The following is a 24,903-nucleotide window of genomic DNA, read 5'->3' as shown; positions in this document are numbered from 1 at the left end:
GAAAAGGTCGACGCGATCGAGATCTTCAAAGGTTGGGACTTCCACCAGCAGACAGCCGCGGCGCTTCGCAAAGTAATCAGCCAGGAATGAGGTATTCGATAAGTCCTCCATCGCTTCCAGCTCTGTCACTTCGAAAAACCGGCAGCCGTTTTTCTCGTAGAGGTTGTTATTGAACTGCGTGGCGGTCATGCCAAGCGCGCCGGCCATCGCTTCACGTCCACCGGGATAGGCTTTACACATCGCCTTAACCACCTCTTTCAAACTGTGCTCTACCATGTTGTTTTTCCTTTGGTAGTTACGGTTAATCAGCCGTTTCGTTATGCTTCTGATATGCCACCGGATCATATTTGATGGCTCCGTTGGTCAACTTTTCAGCCAGCAATGCATATTTCCAGGGAACACTTTCTTTCCATAGGCTGACCGTCGATTTCGACACTCCAAGAGCCTTGGCGGCAGCAGTTGCAGTAACGAAATGATCAATTAGTTTTTGTTTAAACATTTCTCCTCCGGGTTTGAATTTCACTTTTGAAGTTTAATGTTTCAAACAAAAAATAGTCAAGAAATTAAACAAGAGATTGTTTAAATTTTTAAACATGAAAAAAGAAAATATGAGCGACCGTATATGTCAGCGCTTGAAGGCGTTGAATCTACGAAGCAGCAACTTGATTAAGGCCACTGGAGCCTCCAGAGGCACTGTTAGCCAATGGGTTAACGGTGGAACAGAACCGTCTGCAAAATATTTAAGTAAGCTTGCAAACGTTCTTGGCGTGACTGAGCGCTGGTTGACGGAAGGTGGACTTGTTGAGGAATCCAGTGGTAACTCGCATCCTGGCCCCGATATTCGTCGGCGCGTGCCGCTTTTATCATCAGTCCAAGCAGGCAACTGGAAGGAAATGGTCGAGGGAAATTTAGACGAAGTGACTGAATGGATCGAAACAACAGCAAAGGTCTCGCCTTATGCATTCTCATTGCGTGTAACAGGCGATTCAATGTCTAGCCCTCCTGGCTCAGGCTTGTCTCTTCCTGACGGTTCGCTAGTCATTGTGGATCCAGATATTGAACCCGTAAGCGGGAAAATTGTTGTTGCCCGCCTAAATGGCTCAAGTGAGTCAACAATTAAAAAATTGGTTGTTGATGGCCCTAATATGTATCTGATGCCATTAAATCCGGCGTATAGACCAATCCCCATAGACGCTTCATGCGAGATAGTCGGCGTATGTGTACGGCTTGAGATGAACCTCCCTTGATAAATAAATTTTAAAAACAACCAGCTACGGCTGGTTTTTTTATATCCAAACAAAATTAGTTTAATTTTACGAACTACTGCATTGACATTTTTGTTTGAATAATTAAACTTCAAATCACGGCGTATGGCACATGCGTCGTTAGCGGTCCGGGGATTCCTTTGACAGTATCCCGATCCAGCGGGTAGCCGGAATGTGCAAGCCAGCCCCGTACTTCGGCCTGAGCGATGAACCATCGTGGCGATTCGGTTTGACCACCGGGAAGAGTCCGGCAAAACGCAGCGGCTAAAAGTGTGCTCTCGGATAGCTAAGGATTTCGATAACGGTGTGGCGAGCCTGCTCGACGCTCTCGGTGAATCCGGGGATTTCAACGGGAGCCTCCTTGATGAAATCCACAGCATCATCGGTGCTGATGGTGCCGTCAGTGATAAGGGCAGAGATTAGCGCAACGGTAAATTCAGACCGCGCAACGAGGTTAACAACATTCTTCTCAGCGACTTCCTGAGCCTCTTTCAGGCGGGCAATTTCGAGAGTCAGTTGGTTGATTTGTTGCTGCAGCACCGCGTCCATATTCGAGCCCTTCTGATTGGGTTAGAACACCAGGACACCACCGAACCTGATGTGGTTAAAAGCCAGGCACACAACATGAAAGCGCACTCCTTCTCTCATCAGTTATGGGTGGCAGGTGTGATTAAGCGGGAGTGCGCTTCCAGTTGTGGTGAATTGCAGCCGCTTTGACGGTAACCAGAAGATAAGCATCTGGCACCACACAACAGTATAAATGCCAACTGGTAGTTTTTGGCGGCGTCGGATCTTTCCCGTGAGGGCGCCGCAATTTTTTACGCAACACACAAGAGCATCACCGGGCGACGGGCTCATAACCCAATCCACCCGGGCGATTGCAGTCGCAGATGCTCTTGTGTGTTGTGTGGAGATACTAACCGGCGGTGTCTGCCGCCATTCAGAGGGTAAGACCGATGGACAAAGAACGTTTGACCAATATCCCCGACTTCTTCGGGGAACTCGACGGCGGTGTGTTCGAAACCAAAGTGGCTGCAGCACTGAATGAAGTTGCCCTGGGCGTGCTTAACAACGGCAACAAAGGCAAGGTGACACTCACTTTCGACATTTCCCGCCTCAGTAATTCGATGGAAGAAAAGCGCGTGGGCATCGTGCATAAGCTGGCTTTCGTGAAACCTACACCGCGCGGCAAGTCATCAGAAGAAGACACCACCGAAACCCCGATGTATGTCAACCGCGGCGGGAAGCTCACCGTGTTGCAGGAAGACCAGGGGCAACTGTTTACCCTTCAGGGCCAGCCGAACCAGGCACAGCGCTAACCGGCCCGGTTTCTTAATCATTCACGTAAGGAAAAACCATGTCTCAACAAGTCGACTCAACCGCCATCAGTCAGATCCGCGATCTGGTTTTCAGTCAGTTGGTTGAAGAAAAGCTCGCTGGCGCTGACTGCCCTGCTGTCGCGCTGCCGAAAGATGTAAGCGTGGAAAGCCTGGAAAAGCTTTATACCACCCGTTTTCGGTTCCGCGGGAAGATGGAAACCCAGAGTATCGAAGATTTCGTCCGCTACTCCAGTGACTATGCTGCTGACGGCACCCGCTGTTTTATCAATGCCGACAGCATGGCAGCGGTATCCGTATTCAATCTTGGCACGCTGGAAAATCCCGGTCATGCAGATAACAAAGCTGTTCTGGCGCTGAAACGCACCTCACCGTATACAGCGCTGCTGAACATCAACGGCGATCGCAATAGCCAGAAGCAACTGGCTGAGTGGCTGGAAGACTGGTCTGATTATGTCACCGGGTTCGATGCCGACGGACAGGTTATTGAAGCCAAGCGCGCGGCGGCGGCTGTTCGCAAAATCACAATCGATGCTATCCGCAGTGCGGAGTACGAAGATCAGGACTTCAGCGGCAAACGCTCTGTGATGGAAAGTGTTGAAGCCAAGAGCAAAGACATTATGCCGGTGGCGTTCGAATTTAAGTGCATCCCTTATGAAGGGCTTGGTGAATACCGCATCAAGTTACGCATGAGCATTCTGGCCAGCGACAATCCGGTACTGGTTCTGCGTATCACGCTGCTGGAAAGCTACGAAGAAGAGATGGCCGCCGAATTTCGCGATCTGCTGGTAGAAAAATTTAAAGGCAGCAGTGTGGAAACTTTTATCGGTACCTTCAGCGCTTAAATTCTCTGCTGCAAATGCCCCCGGTGCGGGGCATTTTTGGAAGCGAAATCAATTTAATTATCGCCATCCGGCGAGGGATTCGTGCATCCAAAAATCGCGCGTTGCAGCGCGCAAAGGAGATACAACGCAATGAGACAACAACTGGCATCAATGACCATTATCGAGCTGGTGAGAACCGCCAACAGCTACGCCACCAGCATCAAGCAGACCGGTGTTTATTCGGACCTGATTAAAGAGCTGTCTTCTCGTCTTGAGGCGTTGAACCTCGCATACATCGCCCAGGTCCGTACTCAGACAGCATCATCAGCCGAAGTTGAGCAGACGCAATCATCACCCGCAATCGCACCCCGGCCAGTAGAACGTGATCAAAACGGCTACTGGACACACCCCGATTATTTCAAGCCTGCTAATGGCAGAGAATACGGATTGGCTGGTGAATTTGATGCGTGGCTGGAAGAAAAAGGCCTCGAACTGAGGGAGGAGTGGCGCGATGAGGATGAAATTGAGCAGCACGGTGATGGTTATGACATTTCATCCTGGCAGCCATCAGGAATAAAAGGTGATGGCTGGTTTGTCGGGTCTATCCATGACACAGAAGAAGGCGCTGTGTGCATCTGGTTGCGCAATAAATCCGAACCATCACCCGAAGCCGCAGCTATCGCCCGCCAGTTTGAGCAGATGAAAGGGGTGCAACCGTGAAAGAGCGTCCAATGTTTTTTAACGACGAGATGGTTCGCGCCATTCTCGATGGCCGTAAGACGCAGACACGCCGGCTCATGAAGGTGCAGCCTGAATCAAACCAGTTAGGCCTTTTACGCATCGCTAATTCAACCAAACGTAACGATATCGGTAAATACCACTGGGCAGAATCGAATGCCACTGGCACTCACGCCCGTTCTAAATTGTTCTCTTGCCCGTTCGGTTACGTCGGCGATCGCATCTGGGTGCGCGAGACGTTCTCATGCATCGGTAATGAAGATGATCATCCAGTGGATGCCCATGGCAACTTGTGCAGCAGAGAAGACGCGCAACGTATTTATCGCGCTAGCGCTATTCAGAAACCCCAAAACTACGGCCTTTGGACCTCGCCTGATGGCTTCGATTTTGAGGGTGCCTGGACACCATCAATCCACATGCCTCGCTGGGCATCTCGCATCACGCTGGAGATTACCGGCGTGCGGGTTGAGCGGCTGAACAGTATCAGTGAGCAAGACGCTTTGGCTGAAGGTATTCGTCGTAGAGACAGTACTCCAGTAACTGACCCAGCCTATTGCAATTACCTGGCGGCTAATTTGAATGACGTTCAAGAATGGTTTGACCGTCCTAGCGACAGCTTCATAAGCCTCTGGCAGTCAATTTATGGCGCAGAAAGTTGGCAACATAGCCCGTGGGTGTGGGTAATCGAATTTCGACGCATTGAAGGTGGTGCATGATGCCATCTGAAATCATCGACCAAGCCAACGAGCTGGTAGAGCTCAACATGGCGCACGCCTTACAACGCATACGCATCGACCGTAATGCTCCGTCAGCCGAGCATTGCGAAGAGTGCGGCGAGGCTATACCGGAAGCGCGGCGCTCTGCCGTTCCCGGCTGCAAAACCTGTGTGGATTGCCAGCAGCTGATTGAATTGGGGGCCGACAATGCTCGCTAAATTAATCGCACTGCTGAAAGGTAACAGGGCTGAAAGCACAGAGTTCGATTACACAACGCAAACATGGGGCCACGCCCTGCACTTCGTTCACGGCTTCAAAGAAAAGGGAAAGATGGAGATCACCGGCCATTACTTTGGTGCTGGTCTGATTTACGAACCGATGCCAAAGAAAGGTGACACCTTCACGATTTCATTTACCAACAACCGTATAGGAGTTCTCCGCGTTCACTCTATTAAGTTCTACCGCGATCCGAGTGACATGTTTAATGCCACTGTTTCATTCGAGGGGTTGAAGCCATGAAAACACAATTAAGCCGGGATCGGCTGGAAGAGAAACTGCTTGAGCACATCAAACACGGCGGGGATTCCGAAGAGGAAACGATGATCCGCATGCTGCTGGCGGTGATGAGCATCGAGCCATTTTGCCGCATAAGCGCTATTGAGAAAGCAAACATTGATAAGGGTATGTACGCGGTTGTAGACATCCCTTCGCGCCACCCTAGTGATATGCCGTTGTACGCCGCACCGCCAGCGCCGGTGGCTGTGCCTGATGAACAACACAGCGAGCGCTTTGACTGGAGCTACGAGAATTGGGCTAATCACCTCGGAGGTCGCCACCAGAACAATGACCCAGCCTGTTACTACGAATTTGGCTCGTTCATGGCGGTTGCTGAGATGTTGAGGCAGTTCGGAAATGTTCAGCGCAAAGTCGGCTGGAACGCCTACCGCACCGCTATGCTCAAAGCCGAACCTGTAACGGCGGCGTGGATTGCCGAGGCTAAAAAGCTGGCAGAACTGCATGGGATTAGCTTTGTGATATTCCGGAATGGCGAACAACCGGTATGTGCTGACCCGACTAAATTCTGGTTTGGTTTTGACCCGGCTGCGCCTGAGCAGGAGGTGTGAGGTGGAAACTATCCAGGATATTCGCGTCCAGTTAGAAAATATCGTTACCGCTGCGCACCGGGTTGCTTGCTCTTTAGATATCGGCGAAGAACGCACCGAAGCTTTCGAGCTTTATGAAGCGCTGCGCAGACTTCAACGCCGTGGCGCTGCCAGTGAAATGCTGGCAGCAACCAATCCCCTTCTAAATTTCCCATGTGTTGATGACGAGGACGATGAAGACTGGGACGAGGACGACTAATGCCCAGCAAACTGAAACTGCGGCGTCAGCGCCGCATGAAAGCGGATCTGTGGTGGTGGAAAGAGGAAGCAAAAGACCTTCACGCCCGCGTCATGGAACAGGCCGACGAGATTGCCGCGCTGCGCCGGCAGATATTTCGCGTGCCGATGCTAGTGCTCGTCCCTGCCCCGATCATGAAACTGGTGGCTACGTCCACCAGCGAACCCGAGATTTGTTTGAAATGTAACGACGGTGCCAGGCTTGGCTGCTCGTCATGTGCGTACAGATTGAAATAGCCGGTTGCAGCCGGTATGGAGATACCTGGATGAATGAAAAATCTTACGTTGTCCCCAATGAATGGGTGACTGAGCAAAAGCTCACTGAAATTACTGGCCTGCGCCACGGCACAATAGAGGTAGCACGTAAGAAGTCATGGCTTCTTGGTCGTGAATACCTGCATGTCGCTCCTGATGGAGATCCGAAGCCGAACAGTGAATGTATGTATAACCGCAAGGCTATCGACCAGTGGATTGAAAGCCTCAAAAAGAAACAGCCTGGTGCACGGACATTGCAATCCGTTTATTCTTGTCAGGCTCTTGGGCGTCAGGAGGGTGAATGAATAAAACATACCCAACAGGCGTTGAAAACCATGGCGGTTCACTACGCATATGGTTCATCTACGAAGGGAGGAGGGTCAGAGAGAATCTCGGTGTTACCGATACACCAAAGAACAGAAAGATAGCGGGAGAATTGCGGGCGGCAGTTTGCTTTGAAATAAAAACAGGGAGATTTAATTACGCAGCAAATTTTCCAAACTCCCCTAACCTTTCAAAGTTTGGCGTTGCAGATCGGCAGATAACGCAGATAACAGTGCAGGAAATTGCAGAGCGCTGGCTTGAGTTGAAGAAGGTCGAAATCTGCGCGAATGCACACGCAAGATATCGGTCAGTGGTGAGAAATATGCTTCCGCGCCTTGGTAAAGGCAGGTTGATATCGTCCTTTACGAAGGAGGATATGCTGAACCTCCGGCGCGAACTGCTGACGGGTTATCAGATACTGAAGAAAGGGCATACTAAGCCAGTGAAAGGCCGATCTGTCCCTACGGTCAATTACTATATGGGCGTCGTAAATGGCCTGTTTCAGTTTGCAATTGATGGTGGATATATAAAGGAAAGCCCGTTCAATGGAATGTTGCCACTTAAAAAATCACGTTCTGCGCCTGATCCACTTAGTCGTGATGAATTCGACAGGCTTATTGATGCGCTACGGCATCAGCAGGTCAAAAACATGTGGTCACTGGCCATTTATACGGGGCTGCGACACGGAGAACTGGTGTCTCTTGCCTGGGAGGATATAGACCTCGTTCAGGGGGTTATTACCGTTTCAAGAAATCACACTCTGGCAAACGAGTTTACATTCCCAAAAACTGAAGCTGGTACAGATCGGAAGGTTTTTCTTGTTGATGCCGCCATAGAGATTTTGCGAAATCAGGCTGAAATGACAAGGCTGGGTAAGCAGTACGAAGTTGATGTTATGACGAGAGAGTTTGGAAGGTCGGTCAAGCATAAATGCACGTTTGTGTTCAACCCAAAAATCAGTTCGATAAACGGCAAGTGTGGTCATCACTATTCCGTAAGTTCGATAAATCAGATCTGGGGGGATGCACTAAAAAAAGCGGGACTACGGCACAGGAATGCATACCAGTCCCGACACACTTATGCATGCTGGTCTTTATCTGCCGGAGCTAACCCCAACTTCATAGCCAACCAGATGGGACATGCCGACGCCCAGATGGTTTACAAAGTTTATGGGAAATGGATGGCCGACAACAATCTGGATCAGATCGCAATTCTGAACCAGAAATTGTCAGCGTTTGCCCCACCCATGCCCCAGGCAGTAGGATCCAATCTGTAATACTGTTGTGCAACAGTATCTTAGGTTGGTCACACCTGCATGTTCATGATGTCCTGGTATGCAGAAACCAGTTTGTTACGTACCTGAATGCCCATTTGCAACGAGATCGATGATTTCTGCAAATCGGTCATCACGTCGTTCAGCGCTACGCCCGGCTCACCGAGTGTAAATTTTTCCGCCTGGGTACGCGCTGCGTTTTGCGTGTCGCTAATGCGATCCAGCGCAGCATGCATTTGCCCGGCGAAGCTGATAGACGGTTCACTTTCCACGCTCTGATTACGCGCAATCCCGGCAGTTGCCTGCAGCTGACTGACGACGCTTTCAATGCCCTGTATAGCCATGGTAAATCCCCGGATGGTTTGATACCTGACAAGGTTAACAGCTTGTCAATGGGATAATGGCGGTAAATAGCGACAAAAAACCAGGTTATTTGAGGCATAGAAAATTCAGATTCATCAAATAATGACACTGCCAGTTAATGGACATTTGTCGAGTTTGCCGACCCGGGAGTCTGTTTTGTTTCTCAACTCAAATAACAACATCCACCTAGAGTTACGAGGTGCGCAATGAGTGCGACTGCAACAACTGCACCGCAGAATAAATCTCTTGAGTGGCTTAACCGCTTACGCGCGAACCCCAAAATCCCTTTAATGGTGGCCGCTGCAGCAGCGGTTGCCATTGTTGTTGCGATGGTACTGTGGGCGAAAAGCCCGGACTACCGCACGCTTTATAGCAACCTGTCCGATCAGGACGGTGGCGCTATCGTCACCCAATTGACGCAGATGAACATCCCCTACCGCTTTGCTGACGGTAGCGGCGCTATTGAAGTTCCCGCCGATAAAGTCCAGGAACTGCGCCTGAAACTGGCTCAGCAGGGTCTGCCGAAAGGCGGCGCTGTGGGTTTTGAACTGCTGGATCAGGAAAAATTCGGTATCAGCCAGTTCAGCGAACAAGTGAACTACCAGCGTGCGCTGGAAGGCGAACTGGCCCGCACCATCGAAGCACTCGGCCCGGTAAAAGGCGCACGCGTTCACCTCGCGATGCCAAAACCGTCGCTGTTCGTGCGCGAGCAGAAATCCCCTTCCGCGTCCGTAACGGTGAATTTACAACCGGGACGCGCGCTGGATGACGGCCAGATCAGTGCCGTCGTACACCTGGTTTCCAGTGCGGTGGCAGGTTTGCCGCCGGGCAACGTGACCGTTGTCGATCAGAGCGGTCGTCTGCTGACCCAATCCGGCGCTGCCGGTCGCGATCTGAATGATGCACAACTGAAATACACTGCCGACGTTGAAGGCCGTATCCAGCGTCGTATCGAAGCGATCCTTGGGCCTATCGTTGGCAACGGCAACGTTCACGCGCAGGTTACGGCGAAACTCGACTTTGCGAATAAAGAGCAGACGGAAGAGCAATACACGCCAAACGGCGGCGATCCATCACAGGCAGTGCTGCGTTCACGTCAGGTAAATAGCAGCGAACAGATTGGCGGCCAGTATCCTGGCGGCGTTCCGGGTGCGCTGTCGAACCAGCCTGCCCCAGCGAATGCCGCGCCGATCACCACACCACCGGCCAATCAGCAGAACGGTCAGCAGAATCAAAATGCACAGGGTCAACAAGCCACGAGCACGGCAAGCACCACTACCGGGCCGCGTAACACTACCCATAACGAAACCAATAACTACGAAGTTGACCGTACGATTCGCCACACCAAATTGAACGTGGGTGATATCGAGCGCCTTTCTGTCGCGGTGGTGGTCAACTACCGTTCGCTGCCTGGTGGCAAAACCGCTGCCCTGACAGCCGACCAGATTAAGCAGATTGAAGATTTGACCCGTGAAGCGATGGGCTACACCGAGAAACGCGGTGACACCCTGAACGTCGTCAACTCGCCGTTCAACGCAACGGATGATGTCGGTGGTCAGCTCCCGTTCTGGCAGCAGCAGTCGTTTATCGAGCAGTTGATGTCCGCAGGTCGCTGGTTGCTGGTACTCATCGTCGCGTGGCTGCTGTGGCGTAAAGCGGTACGTCCGCAACTGGTACGCCGCCAGGAAGAGGCGAAAGCCTTGCAGGAAGCGCAACAAACCCGCGCGGAAATCGAAGAATCCGTGGAAGTTCGCCTCAGCAAAGACGAACAGCAACAGCAGCGTCGCTCTAATCAGCGCCTGAGCGCCGAGGTGATGAGCCAGCGTATTCGCGAAATGTCAGATAACGATCCGCGCGTCGTGGCGCTGGTCATTCGCCAGTGGATGAGTAACGAACATGAGCAATAATCTTTCCGGAACGGACAAAAGCGTCATCCTGCTGATGACCATTGGCGAAGATCGCGCGGCTGAGGTGTTCAAACACCTCTCCGCCCGCGAAGTCCAGCACTTGAGTACCGCGATGGCCAGCGTACGTCAGATCTCCAACAAACAGCTGATGGACGTATTGCAGGAGTTCGAGAACGAAGCAGAACAATTCGCGGCGCTGAACATCAACGCCAACGATTACCTGCGTTCGGTGCTGGTAAAAGCCCTCGGCGAAGAGCGTGCTTCAAGCCTGCTGGAAGATATTCTCGAAACGCGCGATACCACCAGCGGCATCGAAACGCTCAACTTTATGGAGCCGCAGAGCGCCGCCGACCTTATTCGCGACGAACACCCGCAGATCATCGCCACTATCCTTGTGCACCTCAAACGTTCTCAGGCGGCGGATATCCTTGCGCTGTTTGATGAGCGTATGCGTCACGATGTGATGCTGCGTATCGCCACCTTCGGCGGCGTACAGCCTGCTGCACTGGCGGAGCTGACCGAAGTGCTGAACAACCTGCTCGACGGCCAGAATCTCAAGCGCAGCAAAATGGGCGGCGTGAGAACCGCAGCGGAAATCATCAACTTGATGAAAACGCAGCAGGAAGAAGCGGTTATTACCGCCGTTCGCGAGTTCGACGGCGAGCTGGCACAGAAAATTATCGACGAGATGTTCCTGTTCGAAAACCTGGTGGATGTGGACGACCGCAGCATCCAGCGCCTGCTGCAGGAAGTGGATTCCGAATCCCTGCTGGTTGCCCTCAAAGGCGCCGAGCAGCCGCTGCGCGAGAAGTTCCTGCGCAACATGTCGCAGCGTGCGGCAGATATCCTGCGCGACGACCTGGCCAACCGTGGGCCGGTGCGTCTGTCTCAGGTGGAAAACGAACAGAAAGCCATCCTGCTCATCGTTCGCCGTCTGGCGGAGACCGGCGAGATGGTAATTGGCAGCGGCGAGGATACCTATGTCTAATGAATTGCCGTGGAAAATCTGGACGCCGGATGATCTGGCTCTCCCGCTGGCGGCTGAGTTCGCCCCCCTGCTGATGAAAGAGTCCTCGTCAGCCGCTGAGGCGGACGGCGAAGAAGACGAGATATCACAAGAACAGAAGCTGCAACAGCAACTGGCGCAGATCCAGATGCAGGCACACGACGCCGGTTATAACGCCGGTCTGGCAGAAGGTCGCAAAGCGGGTCACGACGTCGGCTATCAGGAAGGTCTGGCGCAAGGGCGCGAAGATGGCCTGAACCAGGCGCGCCAGCAACAGGCTCCGATACATGCCCGCATGCAGCAACTGGTCAGCGAATTCCAGTACACGCTGGATGCGCTGGACAGCGTTATCGCGTCGCGTCTGATGCAGATGGCGCTGGAAGCCGCACGCCAGGTGTTAGGCCAGGTGCCGGTTGTTGATAACAGCGCGCTGATTAAGCAGATCCAACATTTAATTCAGCAAGAGCCGCTGTTCAGCGGTAAACCGCAGTTGCGCGTGCATCCGGACGATTTGCAGCGCGTGGAAGAGATGCTTGGCGCAACCCTCAGCCTGCACGGCTGGCGTTTGCGTGGCGACCCGACCCTGCATCCGGGCGGTTGCAAAGTGTCCGCCGATGAAGGCGATCTCGACGCCAGCGTGGCAACACGCTGGCAAGAACTGTGCCGTCTGGCGGCGCCGGGAGTAGTTTAATGACCGCACGTTTGACCCGCTGGCTAACGACGCTGGATAACTTTGAAGTCAAGATGGCGCAGCTGCCCTCTGTGCGCCGTTATGGTCGACTGACCCGCGCGACAGGTCTGGTGCTGGAAGCGACCGGCCTGCAACTGCCGCTGGGTGCGACCTGCATTATTGAGCGTCAGGACGGTGTCGAAACACGCGAAGTCGAATGTGAAGTGGTGGGCTTCAACGGTCAGCGTCTGTTTTTGATGCCGCTGGAAGAAGTCGAAGGTATTTTGCCTGGCGCACGCGTTTATGCCCGCAGCGTGTTAGGTGATGGTTTGCAAAGCAGTAAACAACTGCCGCTCGGCCCTGCCCTGCTTGGCCGCGTGCTGGATGGCGGCGGCAAGCCGCTCGACGGTCTGCCCGCACCGGAAACCGGTGAAACCGGCGCGCTGGTCACGCAGCCGTTTAACCCCTTACAACGTACGGCGATTGAGCATGTACTCGATACCGGCGTGCGCGCCATTAACGCACTGCTGACCGTTGGTCGTGGCCAGCGTATGGGTCTGTTCGCTGGTTCCGGCGTCGGTAAAAGCGTGTTGTTAGGCATGATGGCCCGTTATACCCAGGCTGACGTTATCGTCGTGGGGCTGATTGGCGAACGTGGCCGCGAAGTAAAAGATTTTATCGAGAACATCCTTGGCGCGGAAGGTCGCGCACGTTCGGTGGTCATTGCCGCCCCGGCAGACGTTTCTCCTTTATTGCGTATGCAGGGCGCTGCGTACGCGACGCGCATTGCTGAAGATTTCCGTGACCGCGGTCAGCATGTGCTTCTGATCATGGACTCCCTGACGCGTTATGCCATGGCGCAGCGTGAAATCGCGCTGGCCATTGGCGAACCGCCAGCGACGAAAGGCTATCCCCCTTCTGTCTTCGCCAAATTACCGGCGCTGGTGGAACGCGCGGGGAACGGTATTCACGGCGGCGGTTCGATCACCGCGTTTTATACCGTTCTCACCGAAGGGGATGACCAGCAAGATCCGATCGCTGACTCCGCACGTGCAATTCTTGATGGACACATTGTCTTGTCCCGCCGCCTGGCGGAAGCCGGTCACTATCCGGCCATAGACATTGAGGCCTCCATCAGTCGTGCGATGACAGCGTTAATTACGGAACAACATTACGCCAGAGTCCGGAACTTTAAACAGTTGCTGTCGAGCTTCCAACGTAACCGCGATCTGGTCAGTGTTGGCGCATATGCGCGCGGTAGCGACCCAATGCTGGATAAAGCCATCACATTGTGGCCACACCTGGAAGCCTTCCTGCAGCAGGGCATTTTTGAACGTGCCGGGTGGGAAGATTCAATACAGGCATTAGAGCTGATCTTCCCGACAGTCTAAGGTAGTGGAGAGCTGACTTATGACGCAAAACAGCGCATTAACGACGCTAAAGGATTTGGCAGAGAAAGAAGTTGACGACGCCGCCCTGAAACTGGGTGAGATGCGTCGCGGCTGCCAGCAAGCGGAAGAGCAATTAAAAATGCTGATTGAATATCAGCATGAGTATCGCAGCAGTCTGAATAACAACATGAGCCAGGGGATTGATAACCAACGCTGGCAGAATTATCAGCAATTTATTCAGACGCTGGAAAAAGCGATTGAGCAGCACCGTCTGCAGTTAGCGCAGTGGAATGAAAAAGTCGATAGTGCCCTGGGTAGCTGGCGTGAAAAGAAACAACGCTTACAGGCCTGGCAGACATTGCAGGAGCGGCAAAGCGCCGCGGCGTTACTGGCGGAAAACCGTCTCGATCAGAAAAAAATGGATGAATTTGCACAGCGCGCGTCCCTGAGGAAAATAGAATGATCAACTTGTCAAAACTGTTAATGACAGAATCCGATGCCACCACCGGTGTGCAAGCCGGCAAAAGCGGCGGCGATTCTGCACAAGATTTCCTCGCTCTGCTGACGGGTGCAATGACCGGCGGCCAAGGGCAGGAGAGCGACGCGCCGATTACGCTTGCCGATCTGCAAGCTGCCGCCCTGAGCGGCAAGCTGGCGAAAGGCAACCTGCCGGCAACGGCAGCCACCGGCGAAGAGGCGCAGGCTCAGACTCCGGCGCAAAAACTGGCGGAACTGCTGGCGCGCCAGAGTGCGAAAAGCGATCTGATTGCTTCGGCAGCAAGCGACGCTGACGTGCAAAAACTGTTTTCTGGCCTGACGCCTGCGGCGAAAACCGATGTGCTGGCTGCATTGAGCAAAACCGCTAAAGCCGGTGACAGCGAAAACAAAACCGATTTAAGTGATGAAGAGCTGGCAGGTTTAAGCGCGCTGATGGCGATGCTCCCGCATCAACAAGCCGCGCAGTTAAATAACGCCAGTGCACAACCGGCTAATACCACAAGCGGCGTAGATGTTGCCAGGGCGGCGAACCGCGCACTGAATACCAATTCGCTGACTACCGATGCTGACTTACCGCGCGGCAGTGCGAAAAATGACAACACCACCAGCACCACGCCGTTCCAGGTAGCGGATGATGCCCAGCAGACGGCGGCACTCGCCTCCTCTTCTGCGGCGGTGAAGAAAGATAATGATAATGCGCTGCAAACCACCAATACCACCGCCAGCATCGCGCCGGTGACCACCACTGCCAGTGCCGCGCACGCCAGCACGCCAGTCGCCGCGTCGGTGATTAGCGCCCCGCTCGGTAGCCATGAGTGGCAGCAGAATATCAGCCAGCATGTCACGCTCTTTACCCGCCAGGGCCAGCAGAGTGCGGAGCTGCGTCTGCACCCAGAAGATCTGGGTCAAGTGCAGATCTCTATTAAGCTCGAAGATAACCAGGCGCAGTTGCAGATGGTTTCGGCGCACAGCCATGTTCGCCAGGCACTGGAAGCGGCGCTGCCGATGCTGCGTACCTCGCTTGCAGAAAGCGGTATTCAACTGGGTCAGAGCAATATCAGCAGTGAGTCTTTTGCGGGTCAGCAACAGCAACAACAGGCCTCTCAGCAGCAGCAACAGGCTTCGCGTTCTGGCGCAGGCGATCTGTTTGGCACGGATGATGGCGACGCGTTAGTCGCTCCGGCGAGCCTGCAATCTGCGGCTCGCGGTAACGGCGCAGTCGACATCTTTGCCTAAACGCCAGAGGTAGCATGATTATCCCCGTCTTTTCCGCGCTTTGACGGAAGCAGGACACGGGATAATCAGCTCATAAGCAGTACTAACAGGAAGCCCGTAACAGATGACTGACTCCGCTATTAACAAAAAACGTAAGCGTTCTATCTGGATCCCGCTGCTGGTGTTAATCACACTCGCAGCTTGCGCCACCGCTGGCTATAGTTACTGGCGTATGCAACAGAAACCTGCGGCTAACGCAAAAGTGGAAGCGCCTCCTCCGCCTGCGCCGGTTTTCTTCGCTCTCGACACCTTCACAGTGAATCTGGGCGATGCTGACCGTGTGTTGTATGTCGGTATCACACTGCGTCTGAAAGATGACGCTACGCGCGCCAGACTTAGCGAATATCTGCCGGAAGTACGCAGCCGCTTGTTGATGTTGTTCTCACGTCAGGACGCAGCACAGCTTGCAACCAACGAAGGCAAGCAGAACCTTGCTACCGCGATTAAAGAAACGATCGCAACGCCGTTAGTGCCAGGACAACCGAAGCAGGAAGTCACTGACGTTCTTTATACAGCTTTCATTTTGCGGTAAAGACATGGGCGATAGCATTCTTTCTCAGGCCGAAATCGATGCGCTGCTCAACGGAGACAGCGATAAGAGTGATGATCCGCAACCGGGTATGGGTGGCGATAGCGATATTCGCCCCTATGATCCCAATACCCAGCGCCGCGTGGTGCGTGAGCGTCTGCAAGCGCTGGAGATCATCAATGAGCGTTTTGCGCGTCAGTTCCGTATGGGGTTGTTTAACCTGCTGCGTCGTAGCCCGGATATCACCGTCGGCGCGATCCGCATCCAGCCTTATCACGAGTTTGCGCGTAACTTACCCGTTCCGACCAACCTTAACTTGATCCACCTGAAACCACTGCGCGGCACCGGCCTGTTTGTTTTCTCGCCAAGCCTGGTGTTTATCGCCGTGGATAACTTGTTCGGCGGCGACGGGCGTTTTCCAACGAAAGTGGAAGGCCGTGAATTTACACACACTGAGCAGCGCGTTATCAACCGCATGCTGAAGCTGGCGCTTGAAGCCTACAGCGATGCATGGAAGGCGATTCACCCGCTTGATGTGGAATATGTGCGTTCAGAGATGCAGGTGAAATTCACCAACATCACGACATCGCCAAACGACATTGTTGTGAACACGCCGTTCCATGTTGAAATCGGCAACCTGACGGGTGAGTTCAATATCTGTCTGCCGTTTAGCATGATCGAACCGCTACGCGAAACGCTGGTTAACCCGCCGCTGGAAAACTCCCGTAATGAAGACCAGAACTGGCGTGACAACCTGGTGCGTCAGGTTCAGCACTCTGAACTGAATTTGATTGCCAATTTCGCGGATATTCCCCTGCGTCTGTCGCAGATACTTAAGCTCCAACCCGGTGATGTGCTGCCGATTGATAAACCCGATCGCATTATCGCTCATGTGGATGGCGTACCGGTGCTAACGAGCCAGTATGGTACGGTCAACGGACAATATGCGTTACGTGTAGAGCACTTGATAAACCCGATTTTGAATTCGCTGAATGAGGAACAGCCCAAATGAGTGATATGAACAATCCGTCCGATGAGAACAGCGGAGCACTGGACGATCTGTGGGCTGACGCGTTGAACGAACAAAAAACCACTCCCGCGACAAAAAGCGCGGCAGATGCCGTGTTCCAGCAACTCGGCGGTGGTGATGTTGGCGGCACTCTCCAGGATATCGACCTGATTATGGATATCCCGGTCAAACTGACCGTGGAACTGGGTCGTACGCGTATGACAATTAAAGAGCTGCTGCGTTTAACGCAGGGTTCCGTGGTGGCACTTGACGGGCTGGCGGGCGAACCGCTGGATATCCTGATCAACGGTTATCTGATTGCTCAAGGTGAAGTGGTGGTTGTTGCGGATAAATACGGCGTACGTATCACCGATATCATCACCCCTTCCGAGCGTATGCGCCGTTTGAGCCGCTGAGTCGAGCATGAAAACACAGGCCACGGTTTCCCAACCGTCTGCCCTTTCCGGTTCGCCACTGTTGCAGGTCAGTGGCGCGCTGTTTGGCATGATCGCGTTAATCCTGATTATCGCGTGGCTCGCCAAACGCCTTGGCCTCGGCGGCAAAACCGCCAGTGGCCGGGGTTTAAAAGTGACCGCCAGCACCACGGTCGGCACGCGTGAACGCGTGGTAATCGTGGATGTTGAGGATGCACGCCTGGTGCTGGGCGTTACGCCCACTAACATCAATCTGTTGCACAAACTTCCTCCCGCACCCGCAGAAAGTGAAGACGTGAACGTGAAAAATGTGGATTTCCAGACCGTGATGAAGAATTTGCTTAAGCGTTCCGGGAGATCCTGATGCGCCGTTTGTTCTCTTTAGCGCTGGCCGGGTTATGGCTGGTTGCCCCTGCGGCATTTGCACAACTTCCGGGTTTGATTAGCCAGCCGATAGCCGGTGGTGGTCAGAGCTGGTCGCTGCCGGTGCAGACGCTGGTGTTTATTACCTCGCTCACCTTCCTGCCCGCCATTTTGCTGATGATGACCAGCTTTACCCGCATCATCATTGTGTTTGGCCTGCTGCGAAACGCGCTGGGTACCCCCTCTGCGCCACCAAACCAGGTGCTGCTTGGGCTGGCGCTGTTTTTGACCTTTTTTATTATGTCGCCGGTAATCGACAAGATTTATACCGACGCCTATCAGCCGTTTAGCGAAAATAAAATTTCCGTGGATGTGGCGCTGGAACGCGGCGCGCAACCGCTGCGCGAATTTATGCTGCGCCAAACGCGTGAAGCCGATTTGGCGCTGTTTGCCCGTCTCTCTAATAGCCCGCCAATTCAGGGGCCGGAAGCCGTATCGATGCGTATTTTGTTGCCCGCTTATGTGACCAGCGAGCTGAAAACCGCCTTTCAGATAGGCTTTACGATTTTTATCCCGTTCTTGATTATCGACCTGGTGATCGCCAGCGTCCTGATGGCGCTCGGGATGATGATGGTACCGCCCGCAACCATTGCCCTGCCGTTCAAACTGATGCTGTTTGTGTTGGTGGATGGCTGGCAGTTACTTGTCAGCTCACTCGCCCAGAGCTTTTACAGTTAGGAGTAAGCCGTGACACCAGAATCGGTCATGATGATGGGCACCGAGGCGATGAAAGTCGCGCTCGCGCTCGCTGCCCCCCTGCTGCTGGTTGCGCTGGTCACGGGCCTGGTTATCAGTATTTTGCAGGCGGCGACGCAGATCAACGAAATGACGCTCTCCTTTATCCCAAAAATCATCGCCGTGTTTGTCACGATTGTGGTTGCCGGGCCGTGGATGCTGAATTTACTGCTTGATTACATGCGCGCCCTGTTCAACAACATTCCTTATATCATCGGGTAAGCCGACTTATGTTGAACGTCACCAGCGACCAGTGGCTACATTGGATCAGTATGTATTTCTGGCCACTGCTGCGCGTGATGGCGTTAATTATGACCGCGCCGATTCTCAGCGAATCACGTATTCCACGCCGTATAAAAGTGGGGCTGGGGATTGTCATTACCATTGTTATCGCCCCAACCTTACCGCCAACGCCGGATGTACCGGTATTCGCCCCGGCGGCACTTTGGCTGGCACTGCAGCAGATCCTGATTGGCGTTGCGCTCGGTTTCACGATGCAGTTCGCGTTTGCGACTATTCGTACCGCCGGTGAACTGATTGGCCTGCAAATGGGTCTCTCCTTCGCCACCTTTGTTGACCCCACCAGCCACTTAAACATGCCGGTGCTGGCGCGAATCCTCGATATGCTGGCGCTGCTGTTGTTTCTCACCTTCAATGGGCATTTGTGGTTAATTTCGATGTTGGTCGATACATTCCACACCTTGCCAATTGGCGGTAACCCGGTAAACGGTAATGCATACCTGGCGCTCACGCGCGCGGCGGGCATGATCTTCCTCAATGGGTTAATGCTGGCGTTACCGGTTATCACACTGCTGCTGACCATTAACCTTTCCCTTGGTTTACTGAACCGCATGGCACCGCAATTGTCGGTCTTCGTGATTGGTTTTCCCGTTACGTTAAGCGTTGGGATTTTACTGATGGCGGCAATGATGCCGTTAATCGCCCCTTATTGTGAGCGCTTATTCAGTGAGATTTTCAATCTGTTAGCTGATATTGTTAGCGAGCTTCCACAGAATAGTAATCCCTGACTTTAGTAATGCCTTTCTGAGGATATTCCTAAAGTTAAATTTGCAAAACATCCCCCACCATATATCTGGCGCGGCTTATTTGTTTTTAGCCTTCTCACAGAACGCAACATTTACTTTACTTTAAGATGATTCCTGGCAAATTATACCTAACTTTACGGGATAGTGGGTTCGCCTGAAGTTTCGCGTCGTACTTCAGTAATATAAGTTTTTCCTGTATGGCTTCTGAAGCTTCTGGCGGGTGGTGAATTATCGTTACGCATTGAGTGAGGGTATGCCATGTCAACGATTATTATGGATTTATGCAGTTATACCCGGTTGGGATTAACAGGGTATCTGACAAGCCGGGGGGTTAAAAAGCGAGATATCAACGACATCCAAACTGTTGATGAACTCGAATCAGCTTGCGCCACACTCCAGCCAACCGTGGTGTTTATTAATGAGGACTGCTTTATTCATGACCCAAGCAGCAGTCAACACATTAAGCAAGTCATTAATCAGCATCCCCGCACACTTTTTATTGTGTTTATGGCTATCGCCAATATCCACTTTGATGAATATCTTTTGGTTCGCAAAAACTTATTGATTAGTTCTAAATCAATCAAGCCTGAGTCGCTGGATAATATTCTGGGAGATTGTCTCAACAAAGAGAAAAAAAGCGTTGGGACCATTAATTTACCAACGCTTTCACTAAGTCGTACCGAGTCAAGCATGTTGAAAATGTGGATGTCTGGGCAAGATACGATTCAAATCTCCGATCAGATGAATATCAAAGCGAAAACAGTATCATCACATAAGGGTAATATTAAAAGAAAAATTAAAACGCATAATAAGCAGGTCATCTATCATGTAGTACGGCTAACAGATAATGTTACCACCGGTATATTTGTTAATATGCGTTGAAGGTATTGTTATATATTCACCCTCCAACCGGAGGGCGAAAAATTAATCTGCACGTTCTACAAATACGCCATCCGGGTGGTCTTTTTCATTAAAGAACCAGATCCCGAGCGGGTAATCTTCCAGTGAGACCAGGTACATTGTACCTTCATTAAACGCTTCGACAGCCAATACCACCCCCGGACGGCGTGGACCCCCGTCCGTTTTGACCGTTACCCGATCGTTAACCTTCATAAGTACCCTCCTCTCGCATTTACGCCAGTGTAGAACAAAACCGCTGCCCTGACAGCGTGCCTGCGTTTAGCTGGCGATTTTTTCTACCGGCTATACTTAAACTGCATTTATGAAGGAGGTGACGGTGTGAAAACAGTTAAAGAGTACAGCGAGACCGCAAAGCGGGACGTGCATATTGATGTCGATGCCCTGCTGGCTGCGATTAACGAAATCAGCGAAAGCGAAGTGCATCGCGTCGACGACGAAGATGGCCAGCGCGTTAGCGTTGATGGTCGGGAATATCATACCTGGCGGGAACTGGCGGAAGCATTTGAGCTGGATGTGCATGACTTCAGTATTACAGAGGCAAATCGCTGAAGAAAACATCCCGGCCGCCGAAACGGCCGGGACAAACTTGCTCTCGCAAGAAGCACTTAAAATTCGTACACCAGGGAATCTGATGTGGGGACAACTCTATAGAGAAAATTTTGTTATGACAAGAACTATCTATAAATCAATAAATTAGCACATACAACTGTATTCTACTGCATACAATGCGCGACAAAAGTCTCCCGACTCATACTGCCAAAGGAGCTCATTATGCCGAGCCTGGACGACCCATTACTGGTTTTTACTGACATAGAAGGAACACTGCTGGATAGTCATACCGGTGAATGGCAACATGCTGCTGAGTGGCTTGCGCGCCTACGTCAGCGGCAGATACCCGTGATCCTCTGTAGCAGCAAAACGGCTGCAGAAATGATTGCTGTGCAGAACACTTTGCAACTACAAGGCCTGCCGTTTATTGCTGAAAACGGCGCGGTGATTCAGTTAGATGAACACTGGCAAGATCACGACGACTACCCACGGATTATTACCGGTTCCCCCCATGCGGAAATCGCTCGCGTGCTGACTCAATTACGCCTGAGCAATGGCTGGAAATTCACGACGTTTAGCGAGCTGGATGAGCATGTGCTGGCAGAGTTAACGGGTCTTACGCCTGCGCAGGCTAACCTTGCTAAGTTGCAGGAAGCGTCTGAAACGCTGATCTGGCGCGACAGCGATGAACGAATGGCTGCTTTTGATGATGCGCTGGCGCAACTGGGCTTACGTGTTGTTCAGGGAGCACGATTCTGGCATGTGCTGGATGAGCGCGGCGGAAAAGACCAGGCCGTCAACTGGCTGACCCGACAATATCGCCATTACCAGGGTAAACGCGCCGTCACGGTTGGGCTGGGCGATGGACCAAACGATGCGCCGCTGCTTGATAACGTTGACTACGCCGTGGTCGTAAAAGGTCTTAATCGCCAGGGTGTAACGCTGCGCCAGGATACACCGCCACGGGTTTACCACACGCAACAAGAAGGATCAGCGGGCTGGTGCGAAGGCATGGATCACCTCTTTGGCATCTCATCAACTGAACAGACTTGATTGCGACCATTGTTTTTCGCCAGGTATAAGCGGCTATCAGCAATGGATTGCAGGTACTCAAAATCGTAATTGCCGCTTTCCTGCGCATCGCTGACGCCGAGCGAGACGGTGATACGCAAAGTCGTACGTTTGTGAATGAGGATCTCTTTACTTTCAATGCGGGAACGGATGTGCTCGGCAACCTGTGCCGCCTGCTCAAGCGTGCTGTCCGGCAATAAAATACAGAACTCTTCGCCGCCGACACGCCCTGCGACATCCTGTTCTCTGATGGTACTGCTGATAAGCCCTGCGGCGTGCGATAACACCAAATCGCCAGCTTGATGGCCGAACTGATCGTTGACCCCCTTAAAATGGTCAATATCAAGCTGAATGATCGAGAATGGTCTTTGCTTAACTCGCGCTTGTTCAGATAACAACTTCGCCTGCTCAAAGAACGATCCCCGGTTATAGAGACGCGTCAGCGGGTCGAACCACGCTTGCCATTGCAACGTGTGTTGCATGCTATACAAGTTGTTCACCATTCTGCGGATCACCACCCAGGAAAAAAGCAGCATGCCAGTAAACAACACCCACAGCAGCGAGAGCGCAATGCTGATACGCCCGAAATCCCCGGAGAGCCCTTCGCGCAAAGAGTGAACACGCAGCAGGGCGCCACCAAAATGTTTCAGCTTTTGCCAGCTCACATAGCGGGTACCCAAATGCAGGCCGCCGACGGTATCACGAGCCATGTCTGCTTGTAGCTTCGCGACCTCATCCTGATTAAACTCGCCGCTGGCATTCTGTAGCGGTTGCGTACTGGTCAGCAGCCGGAAATGGTTATCGTAAAGCTGGTATTCCCCGCCATCCTGCTGGAGTTGTTCGCCAACCAGTAACGGCTTAATGGCACTCACCGGAAAGCTCATTACCAGCACGCCGTACCAATAGTGCTCGTAATCGAGCGGCACGCTGGCGGCGACAAAACTGTTGGTTTCCGGGTTGGTTAACAGCGTGAACCAGCGAACGCCACGCGCACGGTTTTCCTGCTGCTGTTGGCCACTAAACCATGGGCGCGTTAATAAGCGGTAATAGGTAGAAATAATGTCTTGCTCACGTTCCACAGCGCGTGTGGAGAGGAAAAAGCCGGCACGTGAGAAATAATAAGCCTGACGCGGCAACATGGAGGCCTCATAAGAGAGGCGAAACAAATAGCCAAGCTCCATCGCCGCCGTGAGTTCGTTGTGTAACCGTTCCTCATCGCGACGCAGCAGCCCGCTCTGTTCAACTAAAGAATCTGAAACGCCGTAAATAGGCAGCGTCCGGCTGTTATCAAGCCCAATCTGCCAGTACGGTAAGGTGCGTTTACGATCAAACTCGCCCTGCACGGAATTTAATGCCTCAAATCCCAACGGCTTCTGCAGTGCCGCCTGCATACCATTTCGAAAAAAGAGCAACCGGTCTACACCGACCTGAATCTGCATATCCAGCGCATTACTGACGTTTTCCAGTGCGCTACGCTGGCTGGCAACATAAGCACCCTGCAGCACGATAACTTCGCGCCACGTCAGGATCGTTGAGCACACCATCACGATCACGAAGCACAGGTTAACCACCTGAGCCGGAACAAAATAGCGCTGCAGTTGTTTAAACGACCTGGGCTGTTTTACGACACGGTTCTGCCGCACACGGGCTCCCTGAGATGTCTGTGAGTGCTCTTTCGCCCCGCTCGTGTAATGCGGCAATAAAAACGCCCAGCAATGCCGGGCGTTTTAGTGGTTATGCTTCTTCGTGGATCCGCCGCCTGTCGCCAGGCATCAGTTCATCTTCACGAAAGGCTTCCCGTTTGACGCCGTGGCCGTCATACCAGCGGCACTCAACCATACCGCTGGCATATCCGGTAACAATCATGAGCGGACCACCCTTTTTACTCTGCACTTCATCGCTGACCAAAAAGACCATTCTTGCCTCCGGTATCAGGGCGAAACTTTTTCACCTTAGACGAAGTTGCTTAAATTTGCGTAATGTCTGACGCAAGATTTTATTTTTTGCCGCCACGTAAACGTTCCACACCTTTCATTACCGTGACCACCACGGCACCAATCACAAAGCCCAGCACCAGGTTTGCTACCATTGGAGCCAGCGCTTGCAGCAGTGCAGGCTGGTTCGCAGCAAAATGCTCAATGGCGTGATGTAACGGTGCAATACCGTGCACCACAATCCCGCCACCGACCAGGAACATTGCCAGCGTACCGACAACAGAAAGGATCTTCATGAGCCAGGGCGCGGTGAATAACAACCCTTTCCCCAACCCCTGCGCCAGAACGCCCGGTTTCTCTACCAGCCAGAACCCCATATCATCGAGCTTAACGATGATGCCAACCAGTCCGTAAACGCCAATGGTAACCAGCACCGCGATGCCCGACAGGATCAGCACCTGGTTCAGCAACGGCGCGTCGGCAACGATGCCAAGCGTGATGGCGACAATCTCCGCAGAGAGGATAAAATCGGTACGCACCGCGCCTTTAATTTTATCTTTCTCGAACTGCTGCGGATCTTGCGCCGCCAGCGCCTCCAGACGCTGCTGGCGTGCCTCCGGGCTCTCTTTATGCTTACGCGCTTCAAACGTGTGCAGCACTTTCTCCACACCTTCAAAGCATAAAAATGCGCCACCGAGCATCAGCAGAGGTGTAATGGCCCAGGGAATAAAGGCGCTAATCAGTAACGCCAACGGCACGAGAATCACCTTATTCAGCAACGACCCACGCGCGACGCTCCACACCACTGGCAATTCGCGGTTGGCGCGCACGCCGGTGACCTGCTGCGCGTTAAGCGAAAGATCGTCGCCCAGCACACCGGCAGTCTTTTTCGCCGCCAGTTTGCCCATCACTGAAATATCATCCAGCAATGTCGCAATATCATCGAGTAATGTTAATAAACTACTTCCTGCCAAAATGTCTTCCTTTTGAATTTATGACGTAACGCTTCT

The 24,903-nt window shown here is 52.8% G+C and carries 36 protein-coding genes; 28 read left to right on the top strand and 8 right to left on the bottom strand.

Annotated elements, in window-relative coordinates:
- Together E0L21_RS19005 and E0L21_RS19000 are read right to left on the bottom strand one after the other, a co-directional pair.
- The coding region (locus tag E0L21_RS19005) for a YmfL family putative regulatory protein (protein WP_328590659.1) at positions 1-276 on the bottom strand (276 nt) is incomplete at its 3' end.
- 25 nt (positions 277-301) lie between these two features.
- Complete coding sequence (locus E0L21_RS19000) at positions 302-499, bottom strand: Cro/CI family transcriptional regulator (protein ID WP_131412212.1); 198 nt, start codon at positions 497-499, stop codon at positions 302-304.
- A gap of 94 nt (positions 500-593) precedes the next feature.
- Here E0L21_RS19000 and E0L21_RS18995 point away from each other — a divergent pair, with 94 nt between their 5' ends.
- On the top strand, positions 594-1,247 hold the full coding sequence (locus E0L21_RS18995; RefSeq protein WP_235855256.1) for a LexA family protein: 654 nt from the start codon (positions 594-596) through the stop codon (positions 1,245-1,247).
- A gap of 282 nt (positions 1,248-1,529) precedes the next feature.
- On the opposite strand, the gene E0L21_RS18990 is transcribed toward E0L21_RS18995, so the two are convergent.
- Positions 1,530-1,814, bottom strand: coding sequence for a hypothetical protein (locus E0L21_RS18990; RefSeq protein WP_131412210.1), 285 nt, complete (start codon positions 1,812-1,814; stop codon positions 1,530-1,532).
- A 407-nt stretch (positions 1,815-2,221) separates the two neighbouring features.
- Between E0L21_RS18990 and E0L21_RS18985 the strand changes: the two genes are divergently transcribed.
- The 11 genes from E0L21_RS18985 (at position 2,222) to E0L21_RS18935 (ending at position 8,135) form a co-directional block, all read left to right on the top strand.
- Complete coding sequence (locus tag E0L21_RS18985; protein ID WP_131412208.1) at positions 2,222-2,584, top strand: hypothetical protein; 363 nt, start codon at positions 2,222-2,224, stop codon at positions 2,582-2,584.
- 38 nt (positions 2,585-2,622) lie between these two features.
- A complete protein-coding gene (locus E0L21_RS18980; RefSeq protein WP_131412206.1) occupies positions 2,623-3,447 on the top strand; it encodes a YfdQ family protein in 825 nt (274 codons plus the stop codon).
- A gap of 339 nt (positions 3,448-3,786) precedes the next feature.
- Positions 3,787-4,146, top strand: a complete 360-nt coding sequence (locus tag E0L21_RS18975; RefSeq protein ID WP_235855257.1) for a hypothetical protein — start codon at positions 3,787-3,789, stop codon at positions 4,144-4,146.
- Between the two features lie 11 nt (positions 4,147-4,157).
- Complete coding sequence (locus E0L21_RS18970; protein ID WP_170312075.1) at positions 4,158-4,880, top strand: hypothetical protein; 723 nt, start codon at positions 4,158-4,160, stop codon at positions 4,878-4,880.
- Positions 4,880-5,098 (top strand): TraR/DksA family transcriptional regulator, encoded by a 219-nt coding sequence (locus tag E0L21_RS18965; RefSeq protein WP_131412222.1) that lies wholly within the window; start codon positions 4,880-4,882, stop codon positions 5,096-5,098. Before E0L21_RS18970 ends, E0L21_RS18965 begins: the two co-directional genes overlap by 1 nt.
- Positions 5,088-5,399 carry a hypothetical protein gene (locus E0L21_RS18960; RefSeq protein ID WP_131412202.1) on the top strand — a complete coding sequence of 104 codons (312 nt, stop codon included), beginning with the start codon at positions 5,088-5,090 and terminating at the stop codon, positions 5,397-5,399. The genes E0L21_RS18965 and E0L21_RS18960 overlap by 11 nt, the downstream gene beginning before the upstream one ends.
- Complete coding sequence (locus E0L21_RS18955; RefSeq protein ID WP_131412200.1) at positions 5,396-6,004, top strand: hypothetical protein; 609 nt, start codon at positions 5,396-5,398, stop codon at positions 6,002-6,004. The genes E0L21_RS18960 and E0L21_RS18955 overlap by 4 nt, the downstream gene beginning before the upstream one ends.
- Before the next feature lies 1 nt (position 6,005).
- A complete protein-coding gene (locus tag E0L21_RS18950) occupies positions 6,006-6,242 on the top strand; it encodes a hypothetical protein (RefSeq protein WP_131412198.1) in 237 nt (78 codons plus the stop codon).
- Complete coding sequence (locus E0L21_RS18945; protein WP_131412196.1) at positions 6,242-6,517, top strand: hypothetical protein; 276 nt, start codon at positions 6,242-6,244, stop codon at positions 6,515-6,517. Before E0L21_RS18950 ends, E0L21_RS18945 begins: the two co-directional genes overlap by 1 nt.
- A gap of 29 nt (positions 6,518-6,546) precedes the next feature.
- A complete protein-coding gene (locus tag E0L21_RS18940) occupies positions 6,547-6,840 on the top strand; it encodes an excisionase family protein (RefSeq protein WP_131412194.1) in 294 nt (97 codons plus the stop codon).
- On the top strand, positions 6,837-8,135 hold the full coding sequence (locus E0L21_RS18935; RefSeq protein ID WP_131412192.1) for a tyrosine-type recombinase/integrase: 1,299 nt from the start codon (positions 6,837-6,839) through the stop codon (positions 8,133-8,135). Before E0L21_RS18940 ends, E0L21_RS18935 begins: the two co-directional genes overlap by 4 nt.
- A gap of 29 nt (positions 8,136-8,164) precedes the next feature.
- Here the strand turns inward: E0L21_RS18935 and fliE are convergent, their stop codons facing one another.
- Positions 8,165-8,476, bottom strand: coding sequence for a flagellar hook-basal body complex protein FliE (gene fliE, locus E0L21_RS18930; RefSeq protein WP_131412190.1), 312 nt, complete (start codon positions 8,474-8,476; stop codon positions 8,165-8,167).
- 225 nt (positions 8,477-8,701) lie between these two features.
- Between fliE and fliF the strand changes: the two genes are divergently transcribed.
- The 14 genes from fliF (at position 8,702) to rcsA (ending at position 20,300) form a co-directional block, all read left to right on the top strand.
- Positions 8,702-10,402 (top strand): flagellar basal-body MS-ring/collar protein FliF, encoded by a 1,701-nt coding sequence (gene fliF / locus E0L21_RS18925; RefSeq protein WP_131412188.1) that lies wholly within the window; start codon positions 8,702-8,704, stop codon positions 10,400-10,402.
- On the top strand, positions 10,392-11,390 hold the full coding sequence (gene fliG, locus E0L21_RS18920) for a flagellar motor switch protein FliG (protein WP_020454194.1): 999 nt from the start codon (positions 10,392-10,394) through the stop codon (positions 11,388-11,390). The genes fliF and fliG overlap by 11 nt, the downstream gene beginning before the upstream one ends.
- Entirely contained in the window at positions 11,383-12,099 is a 717-nt protein-coding gene (fliH, locus tag E0L21_RS18915) for a flagellar assembly protein FliH (RefSeq protein ID WP_131412186.1), read from the top strand. Before fliG ends, fliH begins: the two co-directional genes overlap by 8 nt.
- Positions 12,099-13,469 carry a flagellar protein export ATPase FliI gene (fliI, locus tag E0L21_RS18910; RefSeq protein WP_131412184.1) on the top strand — a complete coding sequence of 457 codons (1,371 nt, stop codon included), beginning with the start codon at positions 12,099-12,101 and terminating at the stop codon, positions 13,467-13,469. Before fliH ends, fliI begins: the two co-directional genes overlap by 1 nt.
- Positions 13,470-13,488: 19 nt before the next feature.
- Positions 13,489-13,932, top strand: coding sequence for a flagellar export protein FliJ (gene fliJ, locus E0L21_RS18905; RefSeq protein WP_131412182.1), 444 nt, complete (start codon positions 13,489-13,491; stop codon positions 13,930-13,932).
- Complete coding sequence (fliK, locus tag E0L21_RS18900) at positions 13,929-15,203, top strand: flagellar hook length control protein FliK (protein ID WP_131412180.1); 1,275 nt, start codon at positions 13,929-13,931, stop codon at positions 15,201-15,203. The genes fliJ and fliK overlap by 4 nt, the downstream gene beginning before the upstream one ends.
- Before the next feature lie 103 nt (positions 15,204-15,306).
- On the top strand, positions 15,307-15,774 hold the full coding sequence (gene fliL, locus E0L21_RS18895; protein WP_017458374.1) for a flagellar basal body-associated protein FliL: 468 nt from the start codon (positions 15,307-15,309) through the stop codon (positions 15,772-15,774).
- Positions 15,775-15,778: 4 nt separating this feature from the next.
- Complete coding sequence (fliM, locus tag E0L21_RS18890) at positions 15,779-16,783, top strand: flagellar motor switch protein FliM (RefSeq protein WP_017458375.1); 1,005 nt, start codon at positions 15,779-15,781, stop codon at positions 16,781-16,783.
- A complete protein-coding gene (gene fliN, locus E0L21_RS18885; RefSeq protein ID WP_020454200.1) occupies positions 16,780-17,196 on the top strand; it encodes a flagellar motor switch protein FliN in 417 nt (138 codons plus the stop codon). Before fliM ends, fliN begins: the two co-directional genes overlap by 4 nt.
- A 7-nt stretch (positions 17,197-17,203) precedes the next feature.
- Positions 17,204-17,578 carry a flagellar biosynthetic protein FliO gene (gene fliO / locus E0L21_RS18880; RefSeq protein WP_131412178.1) on the top strand — a complete coding sequence of 125 codons (375 nt, stop codon included), beginning with the start codon at positions 17,204-17,206 and terminating at the stop codon, positions 17,576-17,578.
- Positions 17,578-18,315, top strand: a complete 738-nt coding sequence (fliP, locus tag E0L21_RS18875) for a flagellar type III secretion system pore protein FliP (RefSeq protein ID WP_131412176.1) — start codon at positions 17,578-17,580, stop codon at positions 18,313-18,315. Before fliO ends, fliP begins: the two co-directional genes overlap by 1 nt.
- 9 nt (positions 18,316-18,324) lie before the next feature.
- Positions 18,325-18,594, top strand: coding sequence for a flagellar biosynthesis protein FliQ (gene fliQ, locus E0L21_RS18870; RefSeq protein ID WP_131412174.1), 270 nt, complete (start codon positions 18,325-18,327; stop codon positions 18,592-18,594).
- Positions 18,595-18,602: 8 nt separating this feature from the next.
- On the top strand, positions 18,603-19,400 hold the full coding sequence (gene fliR, locus E0L21_RS18865) for a flagellar biosynthetic protein FliR (RefSeq protein WP_131412172.1): 798 nt from the start codon (positions 18,603-18,605) through the stop codon (positions 19,398-19,400).
- 276 nt (positions 19,401-19,676) lie between these two features.
- Positions 19,677-20,300, top strand: a complete 624-nt coding sequence (rcsA, locus tag E0L21_RS18860; protein WP_017458381.1) for a transcriptional regulator RcsA — start codon at positions 19,677-19,679, stop codon at positions 20,298-20,300.
- 42 nt (positions 20,301-20,342) lie between these two features.
- On the opposite strand, the gene dsrB is transcribed toward rcsA, so the two are convergent.
- Positions 20,343-20,531: a protein DsrB gene (dsrB, locus tag E0L21_RS18855; RefSeq protein WP_017458382.1), complete on the bottom strand. Its 189-nt coding sequence runs from the start codon at positions 20,529-20,531 to the stop codon at positions 20,343-20,345.
- Positions 20,532-20,657: 126 nt separating this feature from the next.
- Between dsrB and yodD the strand changes: the two genes are divergently transcribed.
- Both yodD and E0L21_RS18845 read left to right on the top strand, forming a co-directional pair.
- Positions 20,658-20,888, top strand: a complete 231-nt coding sequence (gene yodD / locus E0L21_RS18850; protein WP_017458383.1) for a YodD family peroxide/acid resistance protein — start codon at positions 20,658-20,660, stop codon at positions 20,886-20,888.
- Positions 20,889-21,110: 222 nt separating this feature from the next.
- Entirely contained in the window at positions 21,111-21,941 is an 831-nt protein-coding gene (locus tag E0L21_RS18845) for a mannosyl-3-phosphoglycerate phosphatase-related protein (protein WP_131412170.1), read from the top strand.
- Here the strand turns inward: E0L21_RS18845 and dgcQ are convergent.
- The 3 genes from dgcQ to E0L21_RS18830 form a co-directional block, all read right to left on the bottom strand.
- Positions 21,905-23,602 (bottom strand): cellulose biosynthesis regulator diguanylate cyclase DgcQ, encoded by a 1,698-nt coding sequence (gene dgcQ / locus E0L21_RS18840; protein ID WP_131412168.1) that lies wholly within the window; start codon positions 23,600-23,602, stop codon positions 21,905-21,907. The two genes, E0L21_RS18845 and dgcQ, sit on opposite strands and share 37 nt — an antisense overlap.
- A gap of 91 nt (positions 23,603-23,693) precedes the next feature.
- On the bottom strand, positions 23,694-23,876 hold the full coding sequence (locus tag E0L21_RS18835; protein WP_131412166.1) for a YodC family protein: 183 nt from the start codon (positions 23,874-23,876) through the stop codon (positions 23,694-23,696).
- Between the two features lie 79 nt (positions 23,877-23,955).
- A complete protein-coding gene (locus tag E0L21_RS18830) occupies positions 23,956-24,867 on the bottom strand; it encodes a DUF808 domain-containing protein (RefSeq protein ID WP_131412164.1) in 912 nt (303 codons plus the stop codon).
- Positions 24,868-24,903: the final 36 nt, after the last annotated feature.

Origin of the sequence: Kosakonia quasisacchari (genome assembly GCF_004331415.1) — a bacterium.
GTDB classification, from domain to species: Bacteria; Pseudomonadota; Gammaproteobacteria; order Enterobacterales; family Enterobacteriaceae; genus Kosakonia; species Kosakonia quasisacchari.
This window is presented reverse-complemented; position numbering and strand designations above follow the sequence as displayed.

Excerpts from the sequence above, each read along its gene's own strand:
- E0L21_RS19000 (WP_131412212.1), bottom strand. The coding sequence starts at position 499 with ATGTTTAAACAAAAACTAATTGATCATTTCGTTACTGCAACTGCTGCC.
- E0L21_RS18995 (WP_235855256.1), top strand. The coding sequence starts at position 594 with ATGAAAAAAGAAAATATGAGCGACCGTATATGTCAGCGCTTGAAGGCG.
- E0L21_RS18990 (WP_131412210.1), bottom strand. The coding sequence starts at position 1,814 with ATGGACGCGGTGCTGCAGCAACAAATCAACCAACTGACTCTCGAAATT.
- E0L21_RS18985 (WP_131412208.1), top strand. The coding sequence starts at position 2,222 with ATGGACAAAGAACGTTTGACCAATATCCCCGACTTCTTCGGGGAACTC.
- E0L21_RS18980 (WP_131412206.1), top strand. The coding sequence starts at position 2,623 with ATGTCTCAACAAGTCGACTCAACCGCCATCAGTCAGATCCGCGATCTG.
- E0L21_RS18970 (WP_170312075.1), top strand. The coding sequence starts at position 4,158 with ATGTTTTTTAACGACGAGATGGTTCGCGCCATTCTCGATGGCCGTAAG.
- E0L21_RS18965 (WP_131412222.1), top strand. The coding sequence starts at position 4,880 with ATGCCATCTGAAATCATCGACCAAGCCAACGAGCTGGTAGAGCTCAAC.
- E0L21_RS18960 (WP_131412202.1), top strand. The coding sequence starts at position 5,088 with ATGCTCGCTAAATTAATCGCACTGCTGAAAGGTAACAGGGCTGAAAGC.
- E0L21_RS18955 (WP_131412200.1), top strand. The coding sequence starts at position 5,396 with ATGAAAACACAATTAAGCCGGGATCGGCTGGAAGAGAAACTGCTTGAG.
- E0L21_RS18945 (WP_131412196.1), top strand. The coding sequence starts at position 6,242 with ATGCCCAGCAAACTGAAACTGCGGCGTCAGCGCCGCATGAAAGCGGAT.
- E0L21_RS18940 (WP_131412194.1), top strand. The coding sequence starts at position 6,547 with ATGAATGAAAAATCTTACGTTGTCCCCAATGAATGGGTGACTGAGCAA.
- E0L21_RS18935 (WP_131412192.1), top strand. The coding sequence starts at position 6,837 with ATGAATAAAACATACCCAACAGGCGTTGAAAACCATGGCGGTTCACTA.
- fliE (WP_131412190.1), bottom strand. The coding sequence starts at position 8,476 with ATGGCTATACAGGGCATTGAAAGCGTCGTCAGTCAGCTGCAGGCAACT.
- fliF (WP_131412188.1), top strand. The coding sequence starts at position 8,702 with ATGAGTGCGACTGCAACAACTGCACCGCAGAATAAATCTCTTGAGTGG.
- fliG (WP_020454194.1), top strand. The coding sequence starts at position 10,392 with ATGAGCAATAATCTTTCCGGAACGGACAAAAGCGTCATCCTGCTGATG.
- fliH (WP_131412186.1), top strand. The coding sequence starts at position 11,383 with ATGTCTAATGAATTGCCGTGGAAAATCTGGACGCCGGATGATCTGGCT.
- fliI (WP_131412184.1), top strand. The coding sequence starts at position 12,099 with ATGACCGCACGTTTGACCCGCTGGCTAACGACGCTGGATAACTTTGAA.
- fliJ (WP_131412182.1), top strand. The coding sequence starts at position 13,489 with ATGACGCAAAACAGCGCATTAACGACGCTAAAGGATTTGGCAGAGAAA.
- fliK (WP_131412180.1), top strand. The coding sequence starts at position 13,929 with ATGATCAACTTGTCAAAACTGTTAATGACAGAATCCGATGCCACCACC.
- fliL (WP_017458374.1), top strand. The coding sequence starts at position 15,307 with ATGACTGACTCCGCTATTAACAAAAAACGTAAGCGTTCTATCTGGATC.
- fliM (WP_017458375.1), top strand. The coding sequence starts at position 15,779 with ATGGGCGATAGCATTCTTTCTCAGGCCGAAATCGATGCGCTGCTCAAC.
- fliN (WP_020454200.1), top strand. The coding sequence starts at position 16,780 with ATGAGTGATATGAACAATCCGTCCGATGAGAACAGCGGAGCACTGGAC.
- fliO (WP_131412178.1), top strand. The coding sequence starts at position 17,204 with ATGAAAACACAGGCCACGGTTTCCCAACCGTCTGCCCTTTCCGGTTCG.
- fliP (WP_131412176.1), top strand. The coding sequence starts at position 17,578 with ATGCGCCGTTTGTTCTCTTTAGCGCTGGCCGGGTTATGGCTGGTTGCC.
- fliR (WP_131412172.1), top strand. The coding sequence starts at position 18,603 with ATGTTGAACGTCACCAGCGACCAGTGGCTACATTGGATCAGTATGTAT.
- rcsA (WP_017458381.1), top strand. The coding sequence starts at position 19,677 with ATGTCAACGATTATTATGGATTTATGCAGTTATACCCGGTTGGGATTA.
- dsrB (WP_017458382.1), bottom strand. The coding sequence starts at position 20,531 with ATGAAGGTTAACGATCGGGTAACGGTCAAAACGGACGGGGGTCCACGC.
- E0L21_RS18845 (WP_131412170.1), top strand. The coding sequence starts at position 21,111 with ATGCCGAGCCTGGACGACCCATTACTGGTTTTTACTGACATAGAAGGA.
- E0L21_RS18835 (WP_131412166.1), bottom strand. The coding sequence starts at position 23,876 with ATGGTCTTTTTGGTCAGCGATGAAGTGCAGAGTAAAAAGGGTGGTCCG.